This is a genomic window from Nonomuraea sp. NPDC005983 (genome assembly GCF_040614375.1).
GTDB lineage: Bacteria > Actinomycetota > Actinomycetes > Streptosporangiales > Streptosporangiaceae > Nonomuraea.
Map to the genome: position 1 here is coordinate 36079 of NZ_JBEXUP010000007.1, position 13655 is coordinate 49733.

General features: G+C 70.8%; 13 protein-coding genes and 1 pseudogene. 9 read left to right on the forward strand and 5 right to left on the reverse strand.

All coding sequences use genetic code 11. The annotated features are described in order from the left end of the window. Positions 1-9 precede the first annotated feature (9 nt). Positions 10-957 carry a helix-turn-helix domain-containing protein gene (locus tag ABZ297_RS05760; protein ID WP_355339962.1) on the reverse strand — a complete coding sequence of 316 codons (948 nt, stop codon included), beginning with the start codon at positions 955-957 and terminating at the stop codon, positions 10-12. Between the two features lie 71 nt (positions 958-1028). On the opposite strand from ABZ297_RS05760, the gene ABZ297_RS05765 reads away from it, so the two are divergent. Next, the gene (locus ABZ297_RS05765; protein WP_355339965.1) at positions 1029-2288 is read left to right on the forward strand and encodes an MFS transporter; all 1260 of its coding nucleotides are present in this window, start codon (positions 1029-1031) and stop codon (positions 2286-2288) included. After that, positions 2285-2944: a peptidyl-tRNA hydrolase gene (locus tag ABZ297_RS05770; RefSeq protein WP_355339968.1), complete on the forward strand. Its 660-nt coding sequence runs from the start codon at positions 2285-2287 to the stop codon at positions 2942-2944. Before ABZ297_RS05765 ends, ABZ297_RS05770 begins: the two co-directional genes overlap by 4 nt. Positions 2945-2950: 6 nt before the next feature. Here the strand turns inward: ABZ297_RS05770 and ABZ297_RS05775 are convergent, their stop codons facing one another. Next, the gene (locus ABZ297_RS05775) at positions 2951-3916 is read right to left on the reverse strand and encodes a DUF3616 domain-containing protein (RefSeq protein ID WP_355339971.1); all 966 of its coding nucleotides are present in this window, start codon (positions 3914-3916) and stop codon (positions 2951-2953) included. A 103-nt stretch (positions 3917-4019) separates the two neighbouring features. Between ABZ297_RS05775 and ABZ297_RS05780 the strand changes: the two genes are divergently transcribed. From ABZ297_RS05780 to ABZ297_RS05810, 7 genes and pseudogenes are all read left to right on the forward strand, one after another. Next, the gene (locus tag ABZ297_RS05780; RefSeq protein WP_355339974.1) at positions 4020-4871 is read left to right on the forward strand and encodes a hypothetical protein; all 852 of its coding nucleotides are present in this window, start codon (positions 4020-4022) and stop codon (positions 4869-4871) included. 35 nt (positions 4872-4906) lie between these two features. Continuing rightward, positions 4907-6835, forward strand: a complete 1929-nt coding sequence (gene ftsH / locus ABZ297_RS05785; RefSeq protein WP_355339977.1) for an ATP-dependent zinc metalloprotease FtsH — start codon at positions 4907-4909, stop codon at positions 6833-6835. Positions 6836-6900: 65 nt separating this feature from the next. Then, complete coding sequence (locus tag ABZ297_RS05790; protein WP_355339980.1) at positions 6901-7479, forward strand: DUF937 domain-containing protein; 579 nt, start codon at positions 6901-6903, stop codon at positions 7477-7479. A 16-nt stretch (positions 7480-7495) separates the two neighbouring features. Beyond that, positions 7496-8077, forward strand: coding sequence for a nucleoside triphosphate pyrophosphatase (locus ABZ297_RS05795; RefSeq protein WP_355339984.1), 582 nt, complete (start codon positions 7496-7498; stop codon positions 8075-8077). Between the two features lie 10 nt (positions 8078-8087). Continuing rightward, entirely contained in the window at positions 8088-8813 is a 726-nt protein-coding gene (locus tag ABZ297_RS05800; RefSeq protein ID WP_355339987.1) for an EI24 domain-containing protein, read from the forward strand. A 235-nt stretch (positions 8814-9048) separates the two neighbouring features. Continuing rightward, entirely contained in the window at positions 9049-10158 is a 1110-nt protein-coding gene (locus ABZ297_RS05805; RefSeq protein WP_355339990.1) for a DUF4192 domain-containing protein, read from the forward strand. A 48-nt stretch (positions 10159-10206) separates the two neighbouring features. After that, positions 10207-11476, forward strand: a pseudogene (locus ABZ297_RS05810) (ISL3 family transposase). A gap of 3 nt (positions 11477-11479) precedes the next feature. Here ABZ297_RS05810 and ABZ297_RS05815 read toward each other — a convergent pair. Genes ABZ297_RS05815 through ABZ297_RS05825 form a run of 3 tightly spaced genes read right to left on the reverse strand, consistent with a single transcriptional unit; the run spans position 11480 to position 13634 of the window. Beyond that, complete coding sequence (locus ABZ297_RS05815; protein WP_355339993.1) at positions 11480-11626, reverse strand: LacI family DNA-binding transcriptional regulator; 147 nt, start codon at positions 11624-11626, stop codon at positions 11480-11482. Next, on the reverse strand, positions 11626-12525 hold the full coding sequence (locus tag ABZ297_RS05820; RefSeq protein WP_355339996.1) for a dihydrodipicolinate synthase family protein: 900 nt from the start codon (positions 12523-12525) through the stop codon (positions 11626-11628). The genes ABZ297_RS05815 and ABZ297_RS05820 overlap by 1 nt, the downstream gene beginning before the upstream one ends. Then, positions 12522-13634: a sialidase family protein gene (locus ABZ297_RS05825; protein WP_355339999.1), complete on the reverse strand. Its 1113-nt coding sequence runs from the start codon at positions 13632-13634 to the stop codon at positions 12522-12524. Before ABZ297_RS05825 ends, ABZ297_RS05820 begins: the two co-directional genes overlap by 4 nt. Positions 13635-13655: the final 21 nt, after the last annotated feature.

The window sequence follows — 13655 nt, forward strand, 5'->3', positions numbered from 1 at the left end:
GCGCGCGCCTCACCCGCGGAAGGTGTGGCGGTAGGCCAGCGGGGCGACCCCGACGGCGGCGTGCAGGTGCTGGCGGAGCGAGACGGAGGTGGAGAAGCCCGCTCTGCGGGCTATCTCCTCCACCCCCAGGTCCGTGCTCTCCAGCAGGTGCCTGGCGTGCTCCACCCGCTGCCTGGTCAGCCACTTCGCCGGGCTCATGCCTGTCTCCTCGCGGAAGCGCCTGGTGAAGGTCCGGACGCTCATCTTCGCGTGGCCGGCCAGAGCGTCCAGGTCCAGCGAGGCCTGCAGGCGGGAGAGCATCCAGGCGCGGGTCGCCGCGGTGCTCGTGCCGTTGGCGCGCGGCAGTGGGCGCTCGATGTACTGGGCCTGGCCGCCCTCCCTCCAGGGCGGCATGACGCAGCGCCTGGCCACGCGGTTGGCCACCTCGCTGCCGTGGTCGCGCCTGATGACGTGCAGTGACAGGTCGAGGCCCGCCGCCACCCCCGCCGAGGTGAGGACGTCGCCGTCGTCGATGAACAGCACGTCCGGGTCCAGCTTCACCTGCGGGAACAGGGAGGCGAAGCGGGACGCGTCGCGCCAGTGCGTGGTGGCCGGGCGGCCGTCGAGGAGCCCCGCCGCGGCCAGGACGAACGCGCCCGTGCAGATCGACATGATCCGCGGGCGCCCGTGCAGGGCCTCCCTGAGGTCGTCGCCGATCACGCCGTCCTTCAGGGGGCTGCCGGCGTGGATGCCGGGCACCAGGACGGTGTCGGCCGTGTCCAGGACGTCGAGGTCGTGGTCGGGCAGGACGGAGTAACCCGCCGAACAGCGGACCGGCCTGCGGCCGGGGGAGCAGGTCACCACGTCGTAGAGCTTCTCGCCGTCGGGGGACTCGGCGGACCAGAAGACCTGGCCGGGCACGCCCAGGTCGAGCGGGGCGAAGTGGTCGAGGGCGACGACCGCGATGCGATGGGCCATGGCCGGATTCTTACACATATTGGCTTCCCGGCCACTCGCGGGAACGACCTGGGATAATCCAGGATTATCGGATGACCTTGAGCACCACCCGCGCCCCCCGGCTGCACCGCGCCTGGTGGGTCGCGGCCGTCGCCTTCGTGGCCATCCTCGGGGCCGCGGGCTTCCGCGCCACTCCCGGCGTCCTGATCAACCCGCTCCAGGAGGAGTTCGGCTGGAGCAGGGGCACGATCTCCCTAGCCGTCTCGGTCAACCTGGTGCTCTACGGCCTCACCGCCCCCTTCGCCGCCGCCCTCATGGACCGCTTCGGCATGCGCCGCGTGGTCTCGCTGGCGCTGCTCCTGGTCGCCGCCGGCAGCGGGCTGACGGTGCTGATGACGGCGAGCTGGCAGCTCCTGCTCTTCTGGGGTGTCCTGGTCGGGCTCGGCACCGGGTCGATGGCGCTGGTGTTCGTGGCCACCGTCACCGACCGCTGGTTCGTCCGGCACCGCGGCCTCGTCACCGGCGTGCTCACCGCCGCGGGCGCCACCGGCCAGCTCATCTTCCTGCCCGTGCTCGCCCAGCTCGCCGAGGGCCCCGGCTGGCGGGTCGCCTCGCTGGCGGTCGCCGCGTCCGCGCTGGCGGTGGTGCCGTTCGTCTGGTGGCTGCTGCGCGACCACCCCTCGGACGTCGGCCTCACCGCCCTCGGCGCCGAGCCGGACGCGCCCCCCGTCGCGCAGCAGCACGCCAACGCGGCGCTGCGGGCGGTCACCGTGCTGCGGTCGGCGGCGCGCACCCGTCCCTTCTGGTTCCTGGCGGGCGGCTTCGCGATCTGCGGGGCCAGTACGAACGGGCTGGTCGGCACGCACTTCATCCCGGCCGCGCACGACCACGGGATGGCCGAGCCGACGGCCGCGGGGCTGCTCGCCGTCATCGGGATCTTCGACATCGCGGGCACGGTGGCCTCGGGCTGGCTCAGCGACAGGATGGATCCGAAGGTGCTGCTCGGCGTCTACTACGGGCTGCGCGGGCTGTCGCTCATGGTGCTGCCCAGCCTGTTCGCGGCCACCACCGAGCCCAGCATGCTCATCTTCATCGTCTTCTACGGCCTGGACTGGGTGGCGACTGTCCCGCCGACGGTGGCGCTGTGCCGCCGCGTCTACGGTGCGGACGGCGCGGTGGTGTTCGGCTGGGTGTTCGCCTCGCACCAGGTCGGCGCCGCCATCGCCGCCGTCGGGGCCGGGCTGGCCCGCGACCACCTGGGCGCCTACGACCTCGCCTGGTACGGAGCCGGTGCACTGTGCCTCCTGGCCACCGGCATGTCACTGGCCATCGGGCATGCTAGAGCGCGATGAACGAGACAGAACTGATGGTCCTGCCGCTCGTGGTCAGGATCGAGAGGGCGACGCCGCCCGAACGCACCGACGCGCTGGAGGCGGCCGCGATGGCCGTGCTGAGCCTGCTCGACGACCCGGGCGAGTGGGCCGGCGAGGTGGCTGCCTGGCAGTCCACCGGCAAGATCCGCAAGGTGGTGCGCAGGGCCAGGGGCGCCGAGTGGCGCAGGGCGCTCGCCCTGCCGGGCCGCACCGTCGAGCACCGCACGGCCGAGGTGCGCGTGTACCCGCCGGTGCCGCTCGACGCCTGGCCGCGTGACCTGGCCCGGCTGCAGGTGGGTGGCACCGAACTGGCCGACACCCGCGAGCCGGTCCAGGCGGCGCCGCCGGTCCTGTACGCCAATCCCGGGCTGGAGATGTCCGCGGGCAAGGCCATGGCCCAGGCCGGGCACGCCGCGCAGCTGGCCTGGTGGGCCAGCGACCGCGACGAGCGCGCCGCCTGGCGGGCCGGCGGCCTGTCGGTGTCCGTGCGCACCGCGACCGAGGCCGGCTTCGCGGAGAAGGTCGCGGCCGGCCTGCCGGTGGTGCGCGACGCCGGGTTCACCGAGATCGAGCCCGGCTCGTGCACGTTCGTCGCCGACGCGCCCTGGCTGTACGGGCGGGTCGCCAGCTCCTGAGAGCCCCTAGAGGGAGAAGACGTCCGCCAGCACGCCGCCGGCGGGCGTGATCCGGGCGGGCGACGGGCTGTCGTACACCACCATGAACCTGTCCTCGCCCACCACGGCCAGCCCCTCCGGGTGGTCGCAGCCGACGCCGTGGGGCAGCTCGGCGACCGTCTCCAGCTCGTCGGCGGGCACCAGGTCACCGCTTCGCCCCACCCGCCAGCGCATCACCCGCACCGGGCCGTCGAGGTCCATGCTCGGGCCGGTGAGCAGCAGCAGGTCCCCGTCGTACGGGCACAGGTCCCGCACGCCGAGCCCGCCCAGGTCCAGGAAGTGCTTGCGGTACGGGCTGCGCAGCCGCAACCGGCCAGGCTCGCTCGCCTCGGGGCGCAGCTCCAGCACCACCGCCCAGCCGCGCAGTACCGGCCCGCGCAGGCCCAGGTAGACCCGCTCGCCCAGCACCGCGATGCCCTCGATGTCGAGCCCGTTGTCCTTGCCGGGCAGCGCCAGGAACGGCGCCAGGTGCTCGTCGTCCGCGAGCTGGGCGGCGACGTTGTCGCTGCCTGACAGGACCGCGCCGGGAAGCGGCGCGTTGGACGCCGGGTCCAGCGGGAGCCTGGCCAGGATGAAGCGGTTCTCCTCCCGGACCACGGTCGCCAGCCGCCTGGCCGCCTTGGCGGGGTCCTTCGACTTGACCCGCTTGCGCTTGAGGCTGTGCGAGCCGACCGCCCACAGGTGGCCGTCGGCTCTGGCCAGGCCCTCGATGTCGGCCTCGTCCTCGCGCCCGGCGGGAAGCCGCACGTAGTCGGCCAGGTGAAAGGTACGCTGACCTGCGAAGACCTCGCCGTCCCAGGCGAGGTGCTCGATCGTCGCGGTCTCGTCGCCGGCGAGCCAGAGGCCGGTCTCGTCACGCCGGAGGGCTGAGAGGTTCGTGTGCGTCTGCGCCGCCCGCGAGGCGTGATCGAATCGGAGCTCCACCTGTTCCACGGAGCCCATGATGACACTTCGGTCGCTTCGTGAGCGGAATGGCGGGATTTGTCGTACGCTCCCGATCGTGCTCGATGGGGAAGATGGGACCGAAGGTGCCCCTGTGACAACTGTCAACAGGCCGGCCGCCGCACCACCTCGTCGGTCCCGCGTCGGCGACCTGCGGATGCGGGACGTCTACCGGGGGCTCGCCGTGGTCGCCGCGCTGGCGGTCGCCGCCGGGGCGGTCGTCCTGGCGCTCCCGTCGCGGCCGGACGAGGCCGCCGCAGGGCCGATCGCCGCGCCATCGGCCCCGCCGTCCTCGTCCGCGCCGCCCACCACCGGGCCGACAGGGCCGACAGCTGGGCCCACCACCGAGCCGTCCCCCGGCGCTCCGACTCCACGGCCGATCCCCACGCCCGGTACGTCGCTCGCCCCCGGATACACCGCCATGGAGGCCCTGTACGCCGACGCCCGCGTCCCCCGGCTGTCGGGCAAGGTCAGGCGGCTCCACCTGCGCGCCACCGGCAAGCGCTTCTCCAAGGACGTGCGGACCGGCCTGCTCGTCCCGAAGCTGGGCAAGCCGTGGAAGGTGTCGGGAGCCGCGCCGTTCACCAGCAAGCAGGTGCTGCCCAAGGAGCGCGGCAAGGCGCTGCGCGGCACGTTCGTCACCTGCCCGCTGCCGATCGACAAGCAGAAGTCGCCGCGCGACACCGCGCTCCTGGCCGCCCGCTGGACCCTCAACCACCACCCCGAGGGCTCGCGCATCCACTGGCTCGCCTCGCAGCCCGTCAAGGACGGATGGATGCTGCTCTACCAGGTCGACTACGGCAAGCACGCCTCGCGGGCGGCGGTGATCGTGCTCGACGGGGGAATGAGCAAGCCGGGTCTGGCGTTCGTCTCAGTACCTGACACGCAGCGCAACCGGTGGCGCGACATCACGCGCGTGATCTCCGGGATGCGTGTTCTAGGCTAGAGATCATGGTTGCGGCGATGTGGGGGAGTGACGCCGTGGAACGCTCTGGAGCGCCGCAGGCAGGGGAGAAGGACAGGTCCAAGCCGCCGTGGCGCGCGGAGGGGCTGCCGGGCTCGACGGGCGGAGGCCGTCCGAAGATCAACTGGTGGCGGTTCGTCATCACGCTCCTCGTCGTCTACGCGGCCTTCTTCCTGGTCTCGTCGTTCTTCGACAGCGGCCAGGTCGAGACCGTCTCCTACACCGAGTTCACCAAGCAGGTGAACGCGAAGAACGTCAAGGACATCTACGCCACCGGCCTGTCGGTCGAGGGCGACCTGAAGTCCGCGGCCAAGGACCCCGACAGCGGCAACGCCTCCTACACGAAGTTCCGCACCGAGATCCCGGCCTTCGCCGACCACGACCAGCTCTACCAGCGGCTCGAGACGGCCCAGGTCGACATCAAGGCCGATCCGATCAACTCCGGGCGCGGCTTCTTCCTCAACCTGCTGCTGTCACTGCTGCCCGTGCTGCTGCTGGCCGGGCTGTGGATCTGGATCATGCGCCGCGGCGCCAGCATGATGGGCGGTGGGCTGAGCGGGCTCGGCAAGTCCAAGGCGGCCAAGCCGGTCGAGGCGGGCCAGGTCCGCGTCACGTTCGAGGACGTGGCCGGCATCGACGAGGTGGAGAACGAGCTCGTCGAGGTCGTCGACTACCTCAAGGACCCCGACAAGTACCGCAGGCTGGGCGCCAAGCTGCCCAAGGGCGTGCTGCTCGCGGGGCCTCCCGGCACCGGCAAGACGCTGCTGGCCAGGGCCGTCGCGGGCGAGGCCAAGGTGCCGTACTTCTCCGCCAGCGCGTCCGAGTTCATCGAGATGATCGTCGGCGTGGGCGCGTCCCGGGTGCGTGATCTGTTCGAGGAGGCGCGCAAGGTGGCGCCGTCCATCGTGTTCATCGACGAGATCGACGCCATCGGACGGGCCCGCGGCGGCGCGGGCGGCCTGGGCGGCCACGACGAGCGCGAGCAGACGCTGAACCAGATCCTCACCGAGATGGACGGCTTCTCCGGAGCCGAGGGCGTGATCGTGATCGGGGCGACGAACCGTCCCGAGATCCTCGACCCGGCGCTGCTGCGTCCCGGACGGTTCGACCGGACCGTCCAGGTCGGGCTGCCCGACGCGGCGGGGCGCACCGCGATCCTGCAGGTGCACACCCGCAGCGTCCCGCTCGACGGTGAGGTCAGCGTCGACCAGATCGCCAAGACCACGCCCGGCATGACCGGCGCCGACCTGGCCAACCTGGTCAACGAGGCGGCGCTGCTGGCGGCCAAGCGCGGCAAGGAGAAGGTCGGCGCCGCCGACTTCGCCGACGCGCTGGAGAAGCTCCAGCTCGGCGCGGCGCGCAGCATCGTCATGCCGGAGGAGGAGCGCAGGCGCACCGCCTTCCACGAGGCGGGCCACGCGCTGCTCGGCATGCTCCAGCCGGGCGCCGACCCGGTCAGGAAGATCTCGATCATCCCGCGCGGGCGGGCGCTCGGCGTCACCCTGTCCACGCCCGACACCGACCGCTACGCCTACGACGAGCAGTACCTGCGCGGACGCATCACCGGCGCGCTCGGCGGGATGGCCGCCGAGCAGGTGGTGTTCGGCGTGATCACGACCGGCGCGGAGAACGACCTGGAGCAGGTCACGATGATCGCGCGGGGCATGGTCGGCCGCTGGGGCATGTCGGAACGGGTCGGGCCGCTGACGATTCTGCCCAGCGACGGGCAGCAGCCGCAGGCGTCCCCGGCCACGCTCGCCACCGTCGACGAGGAGGCCCGGCGGATCGTCGACGAGTGCTACGAGCGCGCGGTGCAGGTGCTCAGCGAGAACCGCGACAAGCTCGACGCGATCGTCGTCGCGCTCCTCGAGCACGAGACGCTCGACGAGGCCAGCGCGTACGCGGCGGCCGGTCTGGGCGCCCACGGTAAGTTTTCCGAAGATTAGTACAACCTGGGATATAGCTCGGTTTAGTGGAGGGAACGTCTCCCGTCGACGATCGGGGGACTCTCATGACATTGAATGACGAGCTTCTCGCGCAATTGGGCGACCCCGGCGTGGAGCAGATCGCCGAGCTCCTCGGCACCGACGTCGCCTCGGCCCGCAAGGTGATCGAGGCGACGTCCGGCACGATCATCGGCGGCATGGCGCGCAACGCGGAGTACCCCGAGGGCGCCGAAGCGCTGCGCGCCGCGCTCGACGAGCACCTCGACGCGGACCCCTTCAACGCCGACGTCGCCTCGTTGTCGCGCGACGGCCAGAGCATCCTCGGCCACGTCCTCGGCGGTCAGGGCACCGAAGAGGCGGCGGCGGGGCTGTCACGGCTCGCGGGGGTCGCCCCCGGCATCATCATGAAGCTGCTGTTGCTGCTCGCGCCCATGATCATGTCGCTGCTCGCGAACCGGGCGTCATCCACCGGCATGGACGCCGGAGCGGTGGCCGACGCGCTGCACCGGGAGCAGTCGGCGCTGCCCGGCCGCCTCGAAGACCTGCTGGACGACCTGCTCGACGGCATCTTCGGCGGGGCCCAGCCCAGCGTCCCCCAGCAGGGGCGGGCCGAGCCACAGCGGGCGTCGCACCCCGAGTGGTGACCGGTAAGCTGGGGCCGTGATCGTCCTGGCCTCAGCATCCCCCGCCCGCCTGGCCCTGCTGCGCAGCGCCGGGCTCGACCCCAAGGTGATCGTCAGCGGCGTCGACGAGGAGGCCTTCTCCGCCTACTCGCCCGCGGCGCTCAGCCTGGAGCTGGCCAAGGCCAAGGCGGCGGCGGTCGCGAGCGGCCTCGACGAGGGGCTGGTCATCGGCTGCGACTCGATCCTCGAACTCGACGGCAGGCCCTACGGCAAGCCGAGCACGCCGGAAGAGGCGATCGACCGGTGGCGCCTCATGCGCGGGCGCACGGGGCGGCTGGTCACCGGGCACTGCGTGATCGACGTGGCGGCCGGCAGGCAGGCGGCTGAGGTGGCGACCACCGTGGTCCGGTTCGGTCAGCCGTCCGACGAGGAGATCGCCGCCTACGTCGGCACCGGCGAACCGCTCGCGGTTGCCGGGGCGTTCACCCTCGACGGGCGCGGCGGCTGGTTCGTCGAGAGCATCGAGGGCGACCACGGCAACGTGCTCGGCATCTCGCTGCCGCTGGTTCGCGAGCTGTTCGGCGAACTGGGCTACGCGGTGACGTCGTTCTGGCGCTAGCCTGCCGGGCATGCGCTCTTTACGCGATTTCGCCGCGGGTGTGGGGTTCTTCCTGCAAGGCTTGGGATGGGTCGCCAGGAACGGCCGATGGTGGCTGTTCGGGCTGATCCCGGCGCTGATCGCGTTCGCCGTGTACGTGGTGGCGCTCGTCCTACTCGGGACGAACGCGTCCGATCTGGCCGAGTTCCTGACCCCGTTCGCCGACTCGTGGTCCTGGCGCGGGACCTTCCGGACCCTCATCGGGGTCGCGCTGGTCCTCGGCGGCCTCGCGCTGGCGGTGCTCACGTTCACCGCGCTCACCCTGGCCATCGGAGAGCCGTTCTACGAGAAGCTGTCGGCCGCCGTCGACGTGCTGCCCGACGTGGAGGAGCAGCCGTGGTGGCGTACGGTGCCGCGCTCGATCAGGGACAGCCTCGTGACCCTGGGCTGGGTGCTGGTGTTCACCGTGCCGCTGTTCTTCCTGGGCTTCGTCCCGGTGATCGGGCAGACCGTGGTGCCGGTGATCGGGGCGGCCGTGTCGGGCTTCTTCCTCACGGTCGAGCTGACGATGCTGGCGCTGGAACGGAGGGGACGCTCGCGGCGCGAGCGCTTCGCGCTGCTGCGGGCGAACAAGGGGCTGGCGCTGGGGTTCGGGGTGGTGGTGTTCCTGCTGTTCCTGGTGCCGTTCGTGGCGGTGCTGGCGATGCCGGCGGCGGTGGCGGGCGCCGCCCTCCTGGTCCGCGACCGACTCGCCTGACGACCTCGCCCGCGGTCCATGCCCGCTTGACCCCACCCACAAGCTCCCGTCCCCGGTCCAAGGCTGCTTGTTGACCGCGCCCGCTTGACCGCGCCCGCTGGCCCGCGTCGAACCCGCCCGCGCGCTCCGCAAAGGCCCCGCACCAATCCACAGGCCGAGTGACCTCCGCGCCCTTCGTCCACAGAACGCGGTTCCGGCGCGCCGGGCCGGGGCGGCTGCGGGCACCCTCGTGCCCATGACGACCTCCGAGCCCTGTCTCACCCTGTCCAGCCCCGCCGACGTCCTGGCCGGCGTGCCGTACCTCGTCGGCTTTCACCCCGACGACAGCCTCATCGTCATCGGGCTGGCCGAGGGAGAGGCGAGGGTGGCGACCCGCTGGAACCTGCCACTCCCACCAGGCGCGCTGGCCCCCTTGGCCTCCCTGTTCGACAGGGAGGGCATCACCCAGGCCATCCTCGTCGGCTATGGCCCAGGAGAGCGGGTCACCCCAGCGGTCGACGAAGCCAGGCTGCTCGCGGCCCGCGCCGAGGTGGAGGTCGAAGAGGCCCTGCGCGCCCACGAGGGCCGCTACTGGTCGTATCTGTGCGGCCTCGCCCGTTGCTGCCCGCCCGAAGGCACTCCGTACGACGTCGCCACCAGCCACGTCGCCGCCGAAGCCACGGTCCGCGGCCTGGTCGCCCTCCCCGACCGCCAGACCCTCGAACGCACGATCGCCCCCGCCTCCGGCCCCGTCCGCCTGGCCATGCGCCGAGCGACAGCCGAAGCCGTGGCCGACATCCGAGCCAAGCTGGCAGCGGCCCCCGACACCGACGCCTTCGCCACCGACTTCGTCACCGACGGCCTGGCCAGAGTCAGAACAGCGCTCGCCACCCACGCCGCGGGCGGGCGTCTCGACGACGGCGAAGCAGCCAAGCTCGGCCTGGACCTGGCAATCATCAGAATCCGCGACGAAGCCTGGACCCTCACGGACGAATCCCACGTCCCCCTCTGGAAAGACCTCACCCGCCGCCTGGAGCCGCGCTTCACCCCGCCGGTCGCGTCACTCCTCGCCATGGCGTCGTGGCGTGGAGGCGACAGCATCCTCGCCACCATCGCCCTCGACCGCGCCCTGACCATCAACCCCGGCTACTCGATGGCCAACCTGCTCACGCACGCCCTGCACCACCTGCTCTCCCCACGCATCCTCCGAGGCCGTCTCCCCACCGCCGCCGAACTCGACACCGCCATGGGCCCGCCCCACGCCAGCTGGCTCCTCCCCTTGGTCGCCCTGCTGGACGAAGAGAGACCCGTGGCGGGACTGTACGGTTTTCGGCTCTGGCCCGTAATCGGTGGTGGCGCTGCGTGATCCCTGCCAGGCTGGGCCGTGCTGAAGATCGGCGATCTTACGAGTGTGGTGTTTGCTGGACTGTCTGCCCTGGTCATCGAGGGAGTGAAGGACGAGGGCGACCTCATTCGGGTCATGGCCCGTACTCGCGACGAGTTGGCGCAGTGCCCGGTTTGTGGGGCGCTGACCGGTCGGGTGCACGGCTACGCCAGCCGGACGGTCACCGATGTCCCGGTCGACGGGCGGCGGGTGGTGGTGTCGCTACAGGTACGGCGTCTGGTCTGCCCGGCCAGGGGATGCCCTCGGCAGACGTTCCGTGAGCAGGTGCCTGGGCTGCTCGAGCGGTACCAGCGTCGAACGAGCAGGCTCACCGGTCAACTGGGTGCAGTGGTCAAGGAACTGGCGGGCCGGGCGGGTGCTCGGCTCTCGGCGGTCCTGGCCGTCACGATCTCGAGGTCCACAGCGCTGCGATTGCTGGTGCGGCTACCATTGCCACCGCTGCGGATCCCGCGCGTGCTGGGTGTCGATGACTTCGCGCTCAAACGCCGCCACCGTTATGCCACCATCCTGACCGACGCCGAGACTGGCGAGCGGATCGATGTCCTGCCCGGCCGCGGTGCCGATGTCCTGGAGGCATGGCTGCGATCCCACCCGGAGGTCGAGATCGTCTGCCGCGACTGGTCGGGCGCGTACGGTGAGGCGATTCGACGTGCCCTGCCGGAGGTTGTGCAGGTCGGGGACCGGTGGCACTTGTGGGCGAATTTCTGCGACAAGACCCTCGCTGAGGTTCGGTCGCACAGCGCCTGCTGGGCCACGGTCAACCCGCCCCGGCCCGCCGGCGTCCATGAACCGAGCACCCGCGAGCGCTGGCAGCAGATCCACGACCTGCTGGGCAAGGGTGTCGGCCTCCTGGAATGCGCCCGTCGGCTGAACCTGTCCCTCAACACCGTCAAGCGCTACGCCCGCACCCAAAAGCCCGAGGCTTTGCGCCGCGCTCCACGCTATCGGCCCACTCTCGTCGATCCGTACCGCGATCACCTGCGTGAACGGCGCGCCGCCGACCCAGCCGTTGCAGTCCAGCAGCTGTTCCGAGAGATAAAAGAGCTCGGATACACCGGCAGCCTCAACCTGCTCTACCGCTACATCACACAAGGTCGAGCTGAAGGGGAACGGCCCGTTACGGCCTCGAACTCGACCGCGGCGCCGTGAACGCCGCCCTCACTCTTCCGCACCACACGGCCGAACCGAAGGCGTCAACACCCGCACGAAGAGGATCATGCGGCAGATGCACGGCCGTGCTGGGTTCGACCTTCTGCGCCACCGCATCCTGCTGCAGTGAAGATCACCCAACGCCACCACCGATTACGGGACAGAGCCGAGAACACACCGTACAGTCCCGGCTCACCCGGACCGGGCGGTCGTTGAGGATCCGGGAGACGATCGAGGCCGACACGTTCGCCTTCGCGGCGACCTCGTAGATCGTGGGCATCAGGCAACTGCTGGCGGCTGAAGCCCGTTGATGAGGCGTTCGAGCCGGTTGCGCGCCTCGTGATGGGGTACGTCGAGAGCCATCCGGCTCGTGCCGGTCGGCAACGCCCGCAGGCCGAGTGCCAGCTTGAGCAGCACGATGCTGGGGCCGATGGTGGCGGCGGCCTCGTCGGCTCGTAGCTGCGCTTCCCGCTCAGCGCCCGAGTCGTGGCTGGCGACTGCCGCGGCGAGTGCCAGGAACGGTTCCGGTACTGCGCTGGAGACGCCGGACACCACGCCGTGTCCGCCGGCACGGACGACGGGCGCGAGTTCGGCGTCGGATCCGGACAGCAGTTCGAATCCGGGGGGTATGGCGGCGGCGTAGGCCGCGATCGGCGCGGTGCCGCCCATACTGACCTTCGCGCCGACGAGCCCGGGCAGCCGGGCGAGTTGTGCGAGTTGATCGGGCCGGACTGTGGTGTTTGTGAGGTCGGGGTAGATGTAGGCGTAGACGCCGGCGCCGTCGGCGGCGTCGCACACTCGTGCGTAGTAGTCGTTGAGCGATTGCCTGCCGGCCGGGAGGAAGTACGGTGTTATGGCGGCGAGGCGCTGTGCGCCCGCGGCGCGGATCTGTTCCGTGAGGCGGACGGCCTGCCGGCTGCTGGCGGCCCCGACATGGGCGATCACACGACTGGCCGGGGCGACGTCGAGTGCAGCCCGGACCAGGTCGACCCGCTCGCGGTCGTCCAGAGCGGGGAATTCGCCGGTGGTTCCAGCGACGAACAGCGCGTCGACGCCAGAGTCCGAGATCGACCGGTAGAGTTGCGCGTTGCGGTGCAGGTCAACGCTGCCGTCGTCCGCGAACAATGTCGGAACGGCCGCGATGACGACTGGGCGGCGGCCGTCTGTGTCTGCACTCACTCGTTGCTCCCGTTCGGCATGTGTTTGCGGAAGCCGGGGACGCGGTGGAACGTGAGGTAGTTGGCGTCGTGGTGGCTGTGGGCAGCGGCCTCGCCGGTGCCGTGGGCTGTCCGGGACAGGAACAACAGATCTTCATCCTCGGTCAGCCAGTCGACGTACTGGAAGCCATGCAGCCGATCGTCCGGGTGATGGAGCAGCGTCGTGTGCCGCGTCCAGTGGCGAAGGTCGAGCGAGGACACCAGCGACAGGGTGTTGCGGGCGCGCACACCGATGCCGTCGAGCTGTGGAGTGGGTACGTCGTTCACGAGTGACAGATACCGTCCGGACGGCACGTCGTACCGGATGGTGAACTTCTTCGATCCACCTGGGAACGGGATCACGTCGCAGTCCGGGTCGAAGGTCGCGCTGAGGCCGTCGTCGCCGATGTGCATGATGGCGGCCTTCTCGGTGCCGTCGGCGAACGAGTCGACCCGCAGTACGTTCACGATCTCGCCGTCGGGTGTCTGTACTGCGTTGCCCTCGAGCCAGCCGCCGAAGTCGCCCCAGAGCCAGGTGTGGCGGCTTTCCATTGGGGGAGTCGCCTGCCATTGGCCGGCGTCCAGTAGGTCCGCGTCCACCGGTGCGCTCATCATGAAGGCCCGGAACATCTCACCCCAGTTGCCCGGGGCTTGTGCGTCCTCCATCGCCCGCCAGATCCGGCCCTTCGCGACCAGGACTGGGCCTGGTGTCGTGTGATGCCGTCCGCTGCGTAGCAGTCCGGTCGCCGGTCCTTCCGGAGTTGTCCACGTGACGCCGCCGTCGGTGGATCGACGGATCACGCAATGTCCGTATTCCGTGGTTGTGCCGAACAGATAGAGCGCACCTTCGTGGGTGAACAGGCTTGACCACCACTGTCCGGTGAGCTCCGCGATCTGCTGCCACGAAGCTCCGCGGTCGGTGCTCTGGTAGATGAATGTCTGGTCCCGGCGGCACCCGGGACCGAAGTGGTCGTGGCTCGCGACGTACCGGCCGTCCGGGAGGACGGCGAACGCGGGCGATCCGACGTACCTGCCGGTGCGAGCTGCGACATGGTGGACAATCACGCCGGGTGCGGCGTCGTCTTCGAGCACGTGTGGTTCCTTCGTCAGAGG